14 protein-coding genes are annotated in these 15,899 nt (G+C 59.3%); 1 reads left to right on the forward strand and 13 read right to left on the reverse strand.

Annotated elements, in window-relative coordinates:
* Window positions 1-106: 106 nt before the first annotated feature.
* The 7 genes from E1K68_RS14740 to E1K68_RS14770 all read right to left on the reverse strand — a co-directional run bounded on the left by E1K68_RS14740 (window position 107) and on the right by E1K68_RS14770 (window position 9,309).
* Window positions 107-1,447, reverse strand: coding sequence for a TolC family outer membrane protein (locus tag E1K68_RS14740; protein ID WP_003191155.1), 1,341 nt, complete (start codon window positions 1,445-1,447; stop codon window positions 107-109).
* Between the two features lie 2 nt (window positions 1,448-1,449).
* Window positions 1,450-2,763 (reverse strand): HlyD family type I secretion periplasmic adaptor subunit, encoded by a 1,314-nt coding sequence (locus E1K68_RS14745; protein ID WP_212614325.1) that lies wholly within the window; start codon window positions 2,761-2,763, stop codon window positions 1,450-1,452.
* A complete protein-coding gene (locus E1K68_RS14750) occupies window positions 2,760-4,511 on the reverse strand; it encodes a type I secretion system permease/ATPase (protein ID WP_212614326.1) in 1,752 nt (583 codons plus the stop codon). Before E1K68_RS14750 ends, E1K68_RS14745 begins: the two co-directional genes overlap by 4 nt.
* A 100-nt stretch (window positions 4,512-4,611) precedes the next feature.
* A complete protein-coding gene (locus tag E1K68_RS14755; protein WP_003191151.1) occupies window positions 4,612-4,980 on the reverse strand; it encodes a protease inhibitor Inh/omp19 family protein in 369 nt (122 codons plus the stop codon).
* A gap of 48 nt (window positions 4,981-5,028) precedes the next feature.
* Window positions 5,029-6,462, reverse strand: coding sequence for a serralysin family metalloprotease (locus tag E1K68_RS14760; RefSeq protein WP_003191149.1), 1,434 nt, complete (start codon window positions 6,460-6,462; stop codon window positions 5,029-5,031).
* A 369-nt stretch (window positions 6,463-6,831) separates the two neighbouring features.
* Window positions 6,832-7,935, reverse strand: a complete 1,104-nt coding sequence (locus tag E1K68_RS14765) for a P1 family peptidase (RefSeq protein ID WP_094774831.1) — start codon at window positions 7,933-7,935, stop codon at window positions 6,832-6,834.
* 9 nt (window positions 7,936-7,944) lie between these two features.
* The gene (locus E1K68_RS14770) at window positions 7,945-9,309 is read right to left on the reverse strand and encodes an APC family permease (RefSeq protein ID WP_003191147.1); all 1,365 of its coding nucleotides are present in this window, start codon (window positions 9,307-9,309) and stop codon (window positions 7,945-7,947) included.
* 199 nt (window positions 9,310-9,508) lie between these two features.
* Between E1K68_RS14770 and E1K68_RS14775 the strand changes: the two genes are divergently transcribed.
* Window positions 9,509-10,294 (forward strand): helix-turn-helix transcriptional regulator, encoded by a 786-nt coding sequence (locus E1K68_RS14775; protein ID WP_003191146.1) that lies wholly within the window; start codon window positions 9,509-9,511, stop codon window positions 10,292-10,294.
* An 8-nt stretch (window positions 10,295-10,302) separates the two neighbouring features.
* On the opposite strand, the gene E1K68_RS14780 is transcribed toward E1K68_RS14775, so the two are convergent.
* The 6 genes from E1K68_RS14780 to E1K68_RS14805 all read right to left on the reverse strand — a co-directional run bounded on the left by E1K68_RS14780 (window position 10,303) and on the right by E1K68_RS14805 (window position 15,642).
* Window positions 10,303-10,764: a M10 family metallopeptidase C-terminal domain-containing protein gene (locus tag E1K68_RS14780; RefSeq protein WP_003191145.1), complete on the reverse strand. Its 462-nt coding sequence runs from the start codon at window positions 10,762-10,764 to the stop codon at window positions 10,303-10,305.
* Window positions 10,765-11,088: 324 nt separating this feature from the next.
* Window positions 11,089-11,559 (reverse strand): M10 family metallopeptidase C-terminal domain-containing protein, encoded by a 471-nt coding sequence (locus E1K68_RS14785; protein WP_082628760.1) that lies wholly within the window; start codon window positions 11,557-11,559, stop codon window positions 11,089-11,091.
* A 311-nt stretch (window positions 11,560-11,870) separates the two neighbouring features.
* The gene (locus E1K68_RS14790) at window positions 11,871-12,950 is read right to left on the reverse strand and encodes a polyamine ABC transporter substrate-binding protein (protein WP_034135602.1); all 1,080 of its coding nucleotides are present in this window, start codon (window positions 12,948-12,950) and stop codon (window positions 11,871-11,873) included.
* A 58-nt stretch (window positions 12,951-13,008) separates the two neighbouring features.
* On the reverse strand, window positions 13,009-13,350 hold the full coding sequence (locus E1K68_RS14795; RefSeq protein ID WP_003191142.1) for a cupin domain-containing protein: 342 nt from the start codon (window positions 13,348-13,350) through the stop codon (window positions 13,009-13,011).
* Window positions 13,351-13,376: 26 nt separating this feature from the next.
* A complete protein-coding gene (locus E1K68_RS14800; RefSeq protein ID WP_169856849.1) occupies window positions 13,377-14,783 on the reverse strand; it encodes an FAD-binding oxidoreductase in 1,407 nt (468 codons plus the stop codon).
* Between the two features lie 49 nt (window positions 14,784-14,832).
* Complete coding sequence (locus E1K68_RS14805; protein ID WP_034135600.1) at window positions 14,833-15,642, reverse strand: helix-turn-helix domain-containing protein; 810 nt, start codon at window positions 15,640-15,642, stop codon at window positions 14,833-14,835.
* Window positions 15,643-15,899: the final 257 nt, after the last annotated feature.

Consider the following 15,899-nt stretch of genomic DNA (forward strand, 5'->3'; position numbering starts at 1 on the left):
GTTATTCCCCCTGTAGGAGCGAGCTTGCTCGCGAAGCACTCACAGACGCCGCGTGCATCCAGGTTGCCCGCGTTATCGTTGACGTTTTTCGCGAGCAAGCTCGCTCCTACAGTTTTCCATCTGGGCCGAAGGCTTCGTCCACTTTGGCCAAGTCGGTGTCACGCAAGTTGCCCGCGTAGTAGTGCAATTTGGTCCAGGCCATCAAGTAGTCATAACGCGCCTGGGCCAGGTCGCGGCGGGTGCTGTACAGCTGCTGTTCGGCGTTCAAGGCGTCGAGGTTGACGCGCTCGCCGCCCAGAATGCTTTGCTTGGTCGACACCACCAGCGCCTCGGCGGATGCCAGCGCTTTCTGATAGGCGCGCAACTTGCTCACGCCTGACAGGCACGCACTGAACTGGCGACGCAGTTCGATCAGGGTTTCGCGGGTCTTGCCTTCCAGCTCGTACTCAGCCTGCTCCATGGCGCGGCTGGCCTGGCGGGTGGAGGCCGAGATACCGCCACCGGCATACAGCGGCATGCTCACTTCGACGCCGATGGTGTTGGTGTCGTAGCGCTGGTTATAGGTGTTGCCGCTGTCGGACTCCTGCTTGCGCGAGGTGGCATACGCGGTGATTCGCGGCAAATGCCCGGCGCGGTTGCGTTCCACTTCATAACGCGCCACTTCCAGGGACTGGCGCTGCGAAGCCAGCACCGGGTTGTTGGTCAATGCCAACTCATGCCAGGTGTCGTAGTTGGCCGGGGTCAGGGTGAACGCGGCAAAGCTCTGGTTCAGCGGTGCCAGGTCGTTGATGTTGACACTTTGCACACCGATCAATGCGCCCAGTTCCCGGAGCGAGGCGTCCTGCTCATCCAGGGCCTGGATCTCTTCGGCGGTGGCCAGCTCATAGCGCGACTCGGCTTCAAGGATATCGGTGCGGGTGCCCTCGCCTTGCTGGAACAGATGGCGGTTCTGCTGGAACTGTTGCTCGAAGGCCTTCTTCTTGGCCCTGGCGATGTCGATCTGGTCCTGGGCAAACAGCGCCTGGGTGTAATAGCTCAACACCCGCACCAGCAACGCCTGGCTCTTGTCGCGAAAGCTCTCATCGGCAAACAGCGCCTGGGCCACGCCCTTGCGGTAGTTGGCATAGGCTTCGTAGTCGAACAGCGGCTGTTGCAAGCTGAAGGTCGAGCCGTAGCTGTTGTAGTTGCGGTCGTCGCGGTAACTGCCGCCGCGCCCGTCGGGCAGGTGCGCTTCGGAATTGTTGCGGCCCTTGTTGTAGTTGTAGGACAGCCGCGGCAGCAAGCCGGCGCGGCCAATGGTGCGGTTTTCCAGGCCGGCGTCGCGTTCCTTGATGGCGCCGAGGAATACCGGGTCGTTGCGCAGCGCCTGCTCGTACACATCGAAGGGCCCCATGGCTGCCTGGGCACTGCCACACACCAGCAACAGCGAAATGAACACTGGCTTCATGCTCATTCCTCGGTCAACGCGGAGCCGGCGCGATCCAGCAGCGGCTTGAACAGATAGTTGAGCAAGGAACGCTCGCCGGTGCGCACGAACATCTCGGCGGGCATGCCGGGCTTGATCACCAGGCCGTTGAGTTTTTCCATCGCCGCCTCGCTCACGCTGGTGCGCAGCACGTAATACGGCGCGCCGGTTTTTTCATCGAGCATCTGGTCGGCGGAGATCAGGCTGACTTCGCCCGGCACCCGTGGAGTGCGACTTTGATTGAAGGCGGTGAAGAGGATGTCGACCGGCAAGTGCGTGCCGACCTTGTCCACCAGGTGCACGGGCAAATGCCCTTCCACTTCCAGGCGCGTGCCCTGGGGCACGATCTCCAACAGGGTTTCACCGGCGCGCACCACGGCGCCTTCGGTGTGCACGCTGAGGTTGACCGCAATGCCATCGGCCGGCGCGTTGATTTCGCTGTGCTGCAGGTTGAAGCCGGCGGAGGTCAGTTGCTGCTCCAGGGTCAGGCTGCGCAGTTGCGCGTCGGCCAGTTGGCTGCGCACTTCCTTTTGATATTCCTCGCTGTGCTGCTGCAACTTGAGGCGAGATTCGACAATGCCCTGCTCTATCCGGCCGCTTTCCCCGGCGTTTTGCGCCAGGTCCTGCTGCACCTGGGATAACTGGCGCTGGTAGTCCATCAGCCGGTTGCGCGGGATATAGCCGTTGTCGGCCAAGGGTTGCAGGTTGCTCAGTTGCGCGCGCAGGGATTGGGCCTGTGAGGTCAGGTCGCTGCGCGCACGGCGCATACCACTTAACTGAGAGGTGGCGCCTTCGATGCTGGCGCGAATCCCGGCCTGTTCACGGGCGAACGCGTCGCGACGGCTGCTAAACAGCTGGCGCTGGCCTTCGAGCACCAGCATCAGCGCGGGATCGGGATTGGCGCTCAGTTCAGCGGGAAAGGTAATGCCGGGCAGGTTGTCACGTTCGCTCTCCCAGCGCGCCACACTGGCCCAGGCCATGCGGTACTGGGCTTGCAGCGATTGCACATCGGCCTGGTTCTGGGTCTGGTCGAGGCGAAACAGCGGCTGCCCTTGTTTGACCAGTTCGCCCTCTTTCACCAGGATGCGGCTGACCACGCCGGGGCTGAAGGTTTGTACCGCCTTGCGCTTGCCAGACACCACCACGGTGCCTTGGACCGGTATGCCTTGATCCAACGGTGCGAGGCTGGCCCAGAGGAAAAACCCGCCGGCACCGACAATGGTCATCACCCAGCCCATTTTTACGAAAAAGCCGGCATCGCGTTCTTTGCTACGAGGTTCAACAGTAAGGCTGCTCATGCGCCTGGATTCCTTGCGGCCGGGTACTGACGACTGAAACTGACACCGGTTTTTTCTTTCGGCGCTTCCTGCTGCCCGGACAACGCCCGCAGCACCTCCTGGCTTGGCCCGAATGCCTGCAACTGGCCTTCGCCGAGCACCAGCAATTTATCGGCCTGGGCCAATGCCGAGGAACGATGGGTGACTAGCACCACGCTGCTGCCCTGGGCTTTCATTTGCATGATGGCGCTGGCCAATGCGGCTTCGCCGACGGTGTCGAGGTTGGAGTTGGGCTCGTCCAGCACGATCAGGCGCGGCCCGCCGTACAGGGCGCGAGCCAGGGCGACCCGCTGTTTCTGGCCGCCGGACAAGCCACCGCCGTTGTCGCCCAGCACGGTGTCGTAGCCCTGGGGCAGGCGCAGGATCAATTCATGCACACCGGCCTGTTGCGCGGCCTTGACCACCAGCTCCGGGTCGGCCTCGCGAAAGCGCGCGATGTTGTCGGCGATGCTGCCGCTGAACAGCTCGATGTCCTGGGGCAAATAGCCGATATGCGGGCCGAGGTCGTCGCGGTTCCAGCGGTGAATATCCGCGCCGTCCAGGCGCACGGTACCGGCCAGGGTCGGCCACACGCCCACCAGCACGCGGGCCAGGGTGGATTTGCCGGAGCCCGACGCGCCGAGCACGCCCAGCACTTCACCGGCGGCCAGGTTGAAGCTGACCTGATGCAGGGTGGCCATGCGTCGCCCCGGTGGGCCGGCGCTGACCTGCTCGAAACTGACCTGGCCGTGGGGCGCCGGCAAGGCCATGTGCTCGACCTCTGGCGGGAATTCGCGCAGCAGCTCGTCGAGGCGCTGGTAGGCCAGCTTGGCCGAACTCCATTGCTTCCACACCGCAATCAATTGGTCGATGGGGCTGAGTACGCGGCCCATCAAGATGGAGCCTGCGATCATCATCCCGGCGGTCATGTCGCCCTTGATCACTAGGTAGGCGCCCAGGCCCAGCACCAGTGATTGCAGGCACAGGCGCAGGGATTTGCTTAAGGAGGTGATGATCGAACCGGTGTCGCTGGCCTGGTTCTGCAAGCCCAGGAACTGCGAATGCACGCCAAACCAGCGTTGGCGCAGCGCGCCGAGCATACCCATGGCCTGGATGGTTTCGGCGTTGTGCAAATGGCTGGTGGCCAGTTGGGTGGACTGCTGCGAATAGCCGCTGGCCTCGCCCAACGGCTTTTTAGTCAAGTATTCGTTAAGGCACGCCAGTGCGATCAACAGCACCGCGCCCGCCGTAGCCAGCACGCCGAGCCACACGTTGAACAGGAAAATCACGAACAGGTAGATCGGAAACCACGGCGCATCGAAAAACGCGAACAGCGCCGGCCCCGTGATGAATTGGCGCAGAGCGGTCAGGTCGCCCAAGGATTGCCCGGCATGCCCCTGGCCGCGCTGCAGGTTGCGCTCGAACGCGGCTTTGTACACGCGCAAGTTGAAACGCCGCTCCAACTGGCTGCCAATGCGGATCACGATAAAGCTGCGCACCACTTCCAGCAGGCCGATAAACGCAAAGAAGCCCACGACCATCAGCGTCAACATCACCAGGGTGGTTTCATTCTGGGAGGACAACACACGGTCATACACTTGCAGCATGTAAATCGAGGGCACCAGCATTAATAGGTTAATCAGTGCCGTGAAACAGCCAACGCTGATCAAAATACTCTTGTATTCACCCAGCGCCCTGAATAAGGGCGCCACCCCATGGGACTTCGCCATATTAATTGTTTTTCCTTGCAGCGAATTACGCAAAAGGGTCACCCCTACCAAGTAGGGTACGGCCGCCTAACAAATCGAGTTATATGCTTATAACTTTTAATTAAGGTTTACGTTGCAGCGTTACAACTTCGCCAGCTTTGGTGCGGGCTTGATAGTCGCCCTCTTTCTGGCGATTTAAATGGGTGATCCCTGAGCCTTCAGCGTTAAACAGCCAGATACCATCCGGCGTGGGTGACCATGTCTGCGGCTTGTCGCCCAGCCACTGCTCGGCACAAGCGATATCGCCCCCAAGGGCATTGGCTTGCTCCACTAACTTCAGCACGCACACCTGATCCTGCTGCTTCAGCTCCCACTGCCCGGCAAGCTGCGCGGAGGTGGGTAATACAAGACTGCTAGCCATTGCGTGGGCTCCTGCCGACACGAACAACACCTGCACAACACAGGCGATCAAAGGGGAAAAACGTGGCATATCCAACTCCAGCCAGGAGCGCGGCGCCGAAGCGCCGCGCGCTTTACATCAGGCTACGATGTCACTGGCAGCCGCCTGGCCAACGGTGGTGACGAGGAAATCCGCCACGCCGTGCCCGGAAAAGTCCACGGCCAAGGTGCCCAGGTTGGTACCCGAGGCATAGCTCAGTACAGCATCGCCGGCATGCCCGGTAAAGGCGTTGACGAAGGTCACGCCCGCACCCTTGGTGATACCAGACAGGTCGATCTTGTCCGAACCGGACGTGAAGTCGAAGATCTTATCCGCAGCCCCTGGCTTGGAGTCGGAACTGGCACCGTACACGAATGTATCGCTGCCCGCGCCGCCCCACAGTTGGTCCGCACCGCCGCCGCCGTAGATGAGGTCGTTGCCGGCCCCGCCCTTGATGGTGTTGGCAACTTGGTTACCAATAATCAGGTCGTTGCCCGCGCCGCCGAATGCGTTCTCGATGGTGACGCCCTTGGCGATGGACACGTTGCCCACCAGGCCGCCCACATCAGAGAACGAGGTGGCCGTGAGGTTGATCTTCTGGTTCTGGGTGAAACCGGAAAAGTCCAGGGTGTCGTTGCCGCCACCGTCCCATACCGAGAACACCAGCTTGTCGGCGTTGGACGTGGCGCTGAGGAAATCACGCCCGGTGTTGGAGTTGAACCCGTAGGTGGTGTCCGTGGCGCGGGTGCTGAGGTTGGCACCGTAGAGCTTCTGGATCGCGGCAATGTCGTCGATCAGCGGGCCGGAAGCGTAAGCTTCGACGCCGCCTTTGCTGAAGTTCTGGTTGGTGTTGCTCTCGCTCCAGTAACTCATGAGGCTATAACCACGCGTGTCCTGTCCATAGGTTGCGTCGTTATAGGTCGGGTTGCCGTTCCCGGCGTTGTAGTCGCCAGGGTGAGCCAGGCCCAGGGTGTGGCCGATTTCGTGGGTCAGGGTCTGCCGGCCATAGTTGTTCAGGTCCGGGGTCTTGTTCGGCGTGTAGCTGTTGTTTGTCAGGTACCACGAGGTGCCGTCGTAGCCTGCACCGGTACCGGGCAGGTAAGCGAAGGCCGCGGCGCCGTCCTGGCCACTGCTGTAGTTGCCGAACGTCATGTGGCCGTCACCGCCGGAAGCCTTTTCGGTAAAGGTCACGTTGGCAACATCCGCCCAGGATTGCATGGCCAGTGCGGCCTGTGCTTTCTGCTGGGTGTTGAACTGGCTGAACCCCGAGATGCCATGTTTGTTCATGGTGCTCTGGGTAGCCGAGGTGAGGAAGGTGTAGGTCAGATCGATCTTGCCGTTGCCATCAAAGTCCCGGTACGCAGCACCATCCCGCAGCAGCTGGGTCGCTGCCTGGTCCACGGTGTAGGACGGTTTGCCATTGACTGTGAGGTTACCGCCACGGTCATACAAATGGCTGAAGCTATCGATTTGCGAGTAAGCAGTGCTGGCTTGCGCGGCAGATACAATAGCTTTGTCTTTTACTTTTGACATAAACGTACTTCCTTGTTTGCAAGTGCATCAGTCTTTGTTCGATAGGAACCTCGCGGGCGAGGATAGTCCTATCACTCACCTCTTTTGAAGGCGTAAGAAAACTGACACAACTTGAAATCTTTCGTCTACATCTATTTCCATCGCACAATTGTGACGCAGGTTCAAGTTGCAGAAGTCCCACGCAGTGTTTATTGGGGGCCGTTGCGTTTGTGTGGCCGAATCGGCGCTCACCACTATTTAAATATTAAATACAAGTAAAGCCACTCTAAGTGAGCGGCCGACTTGATTAATGGATCCAATATATTGTCACGGTGTCATTAGCAACATTAAAGAGCCACTATTCGCACTATTAAAGTGCGCTGCCCCCCATTACCGGGACATACTCCAGCCACACTGTTGCAGGGCTGCCAAGAGGGTTTCGCCAGCCAGGCCCGGCACCTTGACGCCGTCCTGGGTGGTCATGTCTTCACCCGCCAGAATGGCGTTGATGATCGCCTCCTCCACCGCCTCTGCCGCCGCGCTGAACAGCGGCGAAATATGATCATTGTTGACCATCTGCAAGCCGGTGCTGAGCGGCAGGTCCTTGCGCCCATAGTCGGCCGGTGGCAAATCCTGGTTACCGGTGGCAAAGGCCAGGAACAGGTCACCACTGGAATCCTCGGTGCCTCCACCGGTGCGCGCGATGCCGATGGACGCACGCTGTGCCAGGCGCTGGCACTGGTGGGGCAGCAAGGGGGCGTCCGTGGCGATGATCACCACGATGGAGCCCATGCCGGGGGTACCTTGCTCGGCAAAGGGCGAAGCAATGTCCATCAAGTGACGGCCCACCGGGTAGCCATCGACCCGCAGCTCCTGGCGCTTGCCATGGTTGGCCTGCACCAGTACGCCGACGGTCCAGCCGCCCTGCTCCGCTGGCAACCGCCGTGACGCGGTGCCGATGCCGCCCTTGAACTCATGACAAATCATGCCGGTGCCACCGCCCACCGCGCCTTCCTGAACCGAGCCGCTTTCCGCCTGGTCCAGGGCCTGGCGCACATGCTCTGGGCGCACGTGCTGGCCCCAGATATCGTTGAGCAGGCCATCGTAGGTTTCCATGACCACCGGCATACACCAGTACACCGCCGGGTCCGCCAGCCGCTCGCGCTCCAGGGCGATCAGGCTGTCGCGTACCACCCCGATACTGTGAGTGTTGGTGATCGCCATCGGCGTGGTCAACAGCCCCGCCTCGCTGATCCATTCAAGCCCCGTGGCGTCACCATTGCCGTTGAGCACGTGGTAGCCGGCAAAACACGGTTGATGCCGCGCTTCCCCGGCACGCGGCTGGATCAGCGTAACGCCGGTACGCACCTGCTTGCCGTCGACCTGCGCCTTGAGCGTGGCATGGCCGACGCGAACCCCGGGAACATCGGTGATGGCATTCAATTCGCCGGGCATGCCCAACCCCAACGTAATGCCCAATTGACGTGCACGCATACCCACTCCTTACAGTTTCTGAAACGCCGGACTCAACCGGCCACTGATGCAATACAAAATCACCGACAGGGCCAGCAAGCCGATGATGATCATGATGTCGCGTACCGAGGCCTCCAGGATCAAGGTAACCAGCAGGTAACCGGCACCGAGCACCGCCAGCAATGCCGGCAGCGGCCATAACGGCATGCGATAGGGATGCTCGCGATCACGCAGCAGCACCCGGCTCATCAGCGCGCTCAGCGCCACCACCAGGTACACCAGCATGATCAGCAGCACGCTGAATGAGGTCAGGTCGGCCAGGTTAGAGCTGAAGCTCAACAGCGCCGAGGGTATCGCCAGGAACAGCGTCGCCAGCCACGGCGAGTCCCAGCGCGGGTGAATACGCGTGAACAGCTTGTTGATACTCGGCGTCCACAGCGCATCGCGACCGCTGCTGAACACCACCCGGCCAATCTGGATCACGATGGCGACGATCGCGTTGAACACCGACAGGAAAATCCCGGCACTCACCAGCCGCGACAAGGTTTCATTGCCATGACTGGTCAACAGGTAGCCGATCGGGTCGGGGCTGCTGATCATCTCGCTCAGGGACGGCGCGCCAATCAACAGCGCTGTGATCGGTACCAACTCGATGACCACCACCAACCCCAGGGACCAGAGCACCGCCTTGTGCACGCCCTTGCCGCCGCACTTCATGTCTTCAGCCAGCAACACCGCCGGGCCGTAGCCGTTGAACGAGAACAGGCCAATGCCGACGGCGCCGATCACCAAGGCCCAAGGCGCCAGGTGCAACACGCCGTTTTCGACGATCTGCGGCTGCAACAACACACTGGCCGGCTGCACCGGATTGCCGAAGCCGATCACCACGATCACCAGCAACGCTGCCACTTCCAACAGCAGGCAGGTGCCGGTAATCCAGGCGTTGAGCTTGATATTGAGAATGCCCAGGGCGTAGCTGCACACCACGATCACCAGGGCGACCGTTTGCGCGTCGAACTTGGTGCCCAGGGCGTTATTCAGATAAGTCGCCGCACCGGTGGCCAATACCGGCGGGATAAACAACAACATCACCAGCACCGTCAGGAAGGTGGCGTAACCAGCCATGCCGCCAAATACGCGCTTGGCATACACATACTCGCCGCCGGCGCTGTTATGGGCGCGGCCGAGTTCGGCGTAGCAGAAGGCGAACATCAACGCGAGTAGCGCCGCCATCACAAACGCCAGGAACACGCCACTGCCCGCCTGCTGGATGGCAAACGGGGCGATCACAAAGACGGAACTGGCCGGCGTTACCGCTGAAACGGTAATGGCTACTACATCAAAGACGCTCAGGGTGGGCTTGAGCACGCCATCGGGCGCGGGGGTAGCACTCATATCGTTATCCTCTGTCGTTGTTTTTGGTGTGAGGCAGAAACGAAAAATGATATTTGCTCGGGATATGCTTCCCGTTGAGTAGTGGCGACGTTATCGGCTGACGGGCCTGTCGGCCAATTCCCCTATTGGCGTACTCCCCTTGACGGTGCTCGCCAGAAGCCTAACCCTTGGCCGATCATTTTAGGGTGGGGATGGTTGGATGAGCCTGTTCCGGGAAGTGGGTATGCATGCGGGGTTGGGCCGCACCTTGTCTCAGATCGGCACCGAGCGGTTCTGGAAGCAACTGGTGCTGTTGTTGCACCAATGCCTGCCCTTCGATAATGCCCTGGCGATTTTCTACCCGCTGGATGGCCCGCCCCAGGCATTGGAAGAGTACGACGCCCAACCCAGCAGCAAACCGGCATCGATGCTGGTGTACCTCAACGGCCTGTACCTGCTCGACCCGTTCTACCAAGCCTGCCGCGAGCACTATGCCAGCGGCGTATACCGCCTGGAGGAAGTGGCGCCGGATCATTTCCGCCAGAGTGAGTACTTCCTCAATTACTTCCACGACAACGTGCTGGAAGACGAGGTGCAGTTGATCCTGCAATTGCCTGGCGCCGGCACATTGTCGTTGTCACTGGGCATGCAGCGGCGCTTCAGCTTTGAAGAAACCGGGCTGTTGACCACGCTGTCGGCCTGGGTGTTGCCGCTCATGCAGCAGCATTGGCAGCAAAGCACCCAGCGGGCGCCGGCGATGGACAGCCAGATTCGCGATGCGCTGAGTCATTTCGGCAGCGGTGTGCTGTCGGACCGCGAGCTGGAAATCGCCCGCCTGGTGTTGCGTGGGTTCTCCTCCAAGGCCATGGCCGAACGCCTGAAGATCTCGCCGGACACGGTAAAAGTGCACCGCAGGCATTTGTACGCCAAGCTGGACATCTCGTCGCAGCCCGAGTTGTTTTCGTTATTCATTCAGTCGTTGGGCCATGACTTGGAGAACCCATAGGCTTAATCCTACTGAAAGAAATTAATATGCTCCGGCAAGAGATTTACCCCGTCCACTCGCACAGAAAAGTTCGGCCCTTCAGGGTTAACCTTGATATTCAAGGTGCTTACGCCAAATTCGTGGGTCAGTTGCACATCACCCACGTCCACGGGCGGGCCTGTTTGGATATTAATGGCTGAGATGTTGTTTTCTTTTAAAACTCCGGACACATCGATCTCATCCTCCTTTGGGTTGAAATTCAAGATAGTGTCTGGGTCATCGCCAAGGGAGTCGGTGCTTTTTTCATATTTGAATGTATTCTCACCTTGGCGCCCCACCAACTGGTCGGCACCACCGCCGCCGACGAGCACCGAGGGCTCGCCGCGCTTGGCTTCCAGGCGCTCACGCTGGTCTGTACCACGCAAGGTCGGCGGGCTGTTTTCCGGTTGGGTCCACGTGCCGCCAGTGGGAAGGCTTTGTATTGAGGACATATAAGTCACCTGTCAGATAATGAGTGTATGTGAAAGTGTTACGCGCTGCGGATCGAAATTTCTCACGCAGGCAATAACACTTTCCACTCGAAATACTTGACATTAAATGTCTTAAATATGACGTTATTATTTATTAAGGTCACCGCCAATAGCGCATTTATCATCTGGGCGCCAGGGCTGCTGGCTTATACTTCAAGCCAGCGGCTTATAAATGTGACCGCCAGCTAATCATCCCTCGTTCGGATGGCATTCCCTACCCGAGCACCCACGTGATCGATACTCAGCGGTATGGCTTACCTGATCGACCCGGCATCAACCAAGACTTTAACGACGACTGAAGAAATCGATATGCTCAGGCAACAATTTCATGGCATCAATACGAACAGAGAAGTCTGGCCCATGGGGGCGCACTTTGATTGTGAGTCTACTGTCGCCAAAGGGGCTATGTATGATCTGTACATCACCTATTTTCTCGGGCGGCTCATTCCGAATTCTGACTTCCTTCACCTTGTACTTACTTAGCAGTTTTGATACGTCAATCTTGTCCTCCCCAGGATCAAAATTAAAGATAACATCTTCGTTAGTGCGAGAGGAGTCGGAGAGCTTTTCATACTTGAAGGTATTTGCACCCCACGCTCCCCATAAATGGTCAGCGCCGCCCCGCCCGATAAGCACAGACGCTTCGCCGGGGACGGCGACAAGCCGTTCAGCACGGTTTTCGCCCCGTAATACGGGAGTATGAGAGACCGGTGAGGTCCAGGTTCCACCGATAGGAAGGGGGGCGTATGTCGTCATATTTATAACCCTTTAGTCAGTTTTATGTTGAAGTACTACGCATATTTCAGTACGCAACGCTCTCACATTCCCCCCTCATCTCCCAGCCATTATCTTTAACACATCATTTCAAGAAATTGACACTGTACATATCTCGCAACCGTTCATTCGCCCTATCAACTTTATAGTGACTTAACAATCCCGAAAGAGCTCCCTGTTGCGAGCATTTATTTCAATGGCAGTATGCTGGTATGGCAGTTTAATTATGCGGACACCTTAATAAAGTCCGCACTATTAAAAAACACTCCATGCCAGCACACGAAAGGTGTGAATTATCGCCCTGTGCGAATGGTGTTCCAAACCCGAGTACGCACCCGGTCGATATTCAACGGCATGGCCTCCAGTGCAAATAACTTGCCCATCATTTCCGCGCTTGGATACACCTTTGTATCGGCCTTGATCGCCGGGTCTACCAGGCTGTCGGCCGCCGCGTTGCCGTTAGCGTAGTGCACGTAGTTGGTGATACTCGCCATCACGTCGGGGCGCAGCAGGTAGTTCATGAACGCATAGCCGGCTTTCTCATTCGGTGCGTCGACGGGCATGGCCACCATGTCGAACCAGATCGCTGCGCCTTCCTTGGGAATGTTGTAGCCGATATTCACGCCGTTCTTGGCTTCCTTGGCGCGGCTTTCGGCCTGCAGGATATCGCCGGAGAAACCGACGGCTACACAGATATCGCCATTGGCCAGGTCGGCGGTGTATTTCGAAGAATGGAAATACGCCACGTAAGGTCGCACTTTCATCAGCAGGGCTTCGGCCTTTTTGTAGTCCTCGGCTTTTTTGCTGTGGTGCGGCAAGCCCAGGTAATTCAGCGCGGCAGGCAGCAGTTCGGGGCCGTTATCGAGGATGGCGACGCCGCATTTTTGCAGCTTGGCCATGTTTTCCGGTTTGAAGATCAAGTCCCAGGAGTCCACCGGGGCATTGTCGCCGAGTACCGCCTTGACCTTGTCGATGTTGTAGCCGATACCGGTGCTGCCCCACAGGTACGGGAAGCCGTGGGCATTGCCAGGGTCGTTATTTTCCAGGGCCTTGAGCAGCACCGGGTTGAGGTTTTTCCAGTTGGGCAACTGGCTCTTGTCTAGCTTTTTCAGGGCGCCGCCCTGGATCTGCCGAGCCATGAAATGGTTGGAGGGGAATACCACGTCGTAGCCTGATTTACCGGTCATCAGCTTGCCGTCGAGGGTTTCGTTGCTGTCGTACACGTCGTAGGTGAAACCGATGCCGGTGTCTTGCTGGAAATTTTTGGTGGTGTCCGGTGCGATGTAGTCCGACCAGTTATAGATCTTCACAGTCTCAGCGGCCTGGCTGATAGAGGCCACCAACATCAAGGGCAACAGGGCAATGGCTTTCATGGTTCGATTTCCTGGCGGTTTTAGGGCTTTTTATGGCAGGCGATCAAGGATCAAAGCGTTACAGAATCAGGACATAGGTCTTGCGCACGGTCTCCTGGATATCCCAGATACCGGTGCTATTGGCTGGCAACATCAGTGCGTCACCGGCTTGTATGTGCAGGGTTTCCCCGTTATCAGGCGTGAAGGTGCAGCGCCCTTGGATGAAATGGCAGAACTCCTGGGACGTGATCTGCCGACGCCAGCGCCCCGGCGTACAGGCCCAGATACCGGTCTCGACGCCGTCGTTGCGCTCCACGCTCAGCGTGGAGGCCACGGCGATGGGCTCGCCCAGGGGCGCCGCCACCGGTGATGAATCCGGCAGAGGGGTGTTCAGCGTGTCTTTGAATTGGGTGATGCTCATGGGTTTTCCCCTGTGGGTGGAACGACTTAGTGCATTAAACCTTCCATGAAACTGGCAATGCCGGTCGCCAGCTTGCGACGCCAGGGCGCAGTGTTGGGGTTGGCCAAGACCTGATCTTCATGAACAAAACTGCGAATGATCGCGTTGTAGCCCAGCCAGCGGCACGGCTCGGGCTCCCAGGCCTTTAGTGCTTTGAGGCCGCCCTCGCGAATCACCCAGGGTTGTTGGGTCAGCAAGGTGTCGCGACCCAGGATCAAATCGGCCAGGGTGCGGCCGCCGAGGTTGGTGGCCCCCACGCCCTCCCCGCCATAGCCGCCGGACAGTGCGACGCCGGTGCTGTGGTCACAGAGCATGTGCGGTCGAAAACGGCGCGACATGCCGAGGTTGCCGCCCCAGGAGTGGGTAATCCTGGCCTTTTTCAGCTGTGGGAAGAGTTCGCCAAACAGGTAGCGACGCAACTCCACTTCGCTGTCGGTCAGGTCGAAGTTGTGCCGCAACTTGCCGGCAAATTGATAACCGCCACGGGCGCCGAACACCAGGCGATTGTCGGCCGTACGCTGGCCGTAGGTAACTTGACGGCTGCTCTCGCCAAAGGCCTGGCCTTGGCTGAGCCCGATGTCTGCCCAGGTGCTGGCCGACAGCGGTTCGGTGGCAACGATCAAACTCTGCACCGGTAACTGATAGCGGCCCAACGGCGGCAAGGTATTGGCGTAACCCTCGACAGCAGGCACCACCCAGGCGGCGCGCACGCTGGCCTTGGCGGTGCGCAGGCTGCCGGACTGCCAATGGGTCACGGGGCTGTTCTCGTAGATGGCTACACCCAGGTTCTCAACGGCCCACGCCAGGCCACGCACCAGTTTCGCCGGGTGGATGGTCGCGACGTGGGGGGCATAGATGCCGCCATAAGGCTTGGCAATGCGGACCTGCTCGGCCAATTGCTGCGGGCTGAGCCAGCGGTAGTCCGCTTCGGTGAGGCCTTGGGCGTACAGCTTGTCCAGATAGCGGCGCAGGCTGCCTTCCTGTTCGGGGTAGCGTGCGGCGCAATACAAGGCGCCACCTTTGCGGTAATCGCAGTCAATGCCTTCGCGCGCCAGCACCTGGGCCACTTCATCGGGAATGCCATGCAAAAGATCAAACGAAGCGCGACGCTGATTGGGGGCAAGCCCCGCCAGAAGACGGTCTTCTCCCAAGAGGTTGCCCATCAACCAGCCACCATTGCGCCCGGATGCGCCGAAACCGGCCGTTTGCGCCTCGATGATTGCAATTTTCAGCTCGGGGGCCTGGCGCTTCAGGTAATAGGCGGTCCACAGGCCGGTGTAGCCGGCGCCGATGATCGCCACATTGACGTCCAGGTCGTGCTCCAGCGACGGCCGCGCCACCAGCGGGTCGTCCAGTTGGTCCATCCATAAACTGATACTGCGCCATGCCGGCATGCCAGGTTCCCCTACCTCGGTTCGATAGGGTCGATCCTAGAGCGCAGCGTCAGGGGCTGTCTTGCGCGCGTGCACGCAGAGAAATTTGTTTGAGGTACGCCTTGGGCGATTGCCCGGTGTGCTGGCGAAAAGCGCTGTAGAACGCCGAAAGTGAATTGAAACCGGCGGCAAAGGCCAGATCATCCACCTTGATGGGTGGTGTGGCGCAGTCCAGCGCGGCCAGCAAATGCTGAAGTCGCGCCTGGTTGACGTAGCGATAGAAGCTCTGCCCCAGCACTTGGTTCAGCAGGTAGGACATCTGGTTGCGACTGTAGCCACAGGCCTTGGCGACCCGCTGCAGGTCCAGCTCCGGGTCCAGGTACGGTTGCTGACGCTCGAAATATTGTTGCAGGTCATTGGCCATATAACCCAACTGCTGGGGCGACAGACCCAGGCGGCTGACCGTCGGGCGCAGCGCCTGGGTCGGTTGCTCGTGCACCAGGGACGCATATTCATTCACCCGCCAGATCAACCCGTCGCGCACCGTAATGGCCTCACTGGTACGAAACGACACCAGGCCCTGGCCGCCACGCAAGGTAATGCGGTACTGGATAAACGCCGTATCGCCATCGGCGCGGATGCGATCGGTGTGTTCAATCGCCTCGTCTGCCTCACGGGGCATGCTGGCCTGCAAGTACTCGCGCAACTCGGCATAGCCCACCACACGGTTCTGGAAAAAATCGTGGTACTGGATCTCGGGGTGATAGTAGGCCATCACTCCGTCCAGATCGCGATGGCGCCAGCACAAGTGATGGCGCAGCACCAGCGCGCCGGTAGCGTGGGAATTCTGATACTCATCGTCTGGAGCGATGTCGGGCATATCGGGCTCTATCGCGGGAAAAATACTTGAGACTGCCGAAGTTTACCCGCCTCTTCAAGAGTCAAATCGAGCGCCTGACTAATGGCCTTTTGCCTATTCCTCTGTAGGACATGATCCATATCAAAATTAGGCGAAAGAACCGCTGAACGGGCCCAAAAAAGTCACCTTGCAGTTGCGAACGAATGCTATTTTTAAGTCCTTATCTGTCATGACCAGTGAAGGTCCTGGCCCCTGCCGCGAGCTAAAGGAAGCGCTCA

The sequence above is a fragment of the Pseudomonas sp. B2021 genome (assembly GCF_018135665.1).
GTDB classification, from domain to species: Bacteria; Pseudomonadota; Gammaproteobacteria; order Pseudomonadales; family Pseudomonadaceae; genus Aquipseudomonas; species Aquipseudomonas lactis.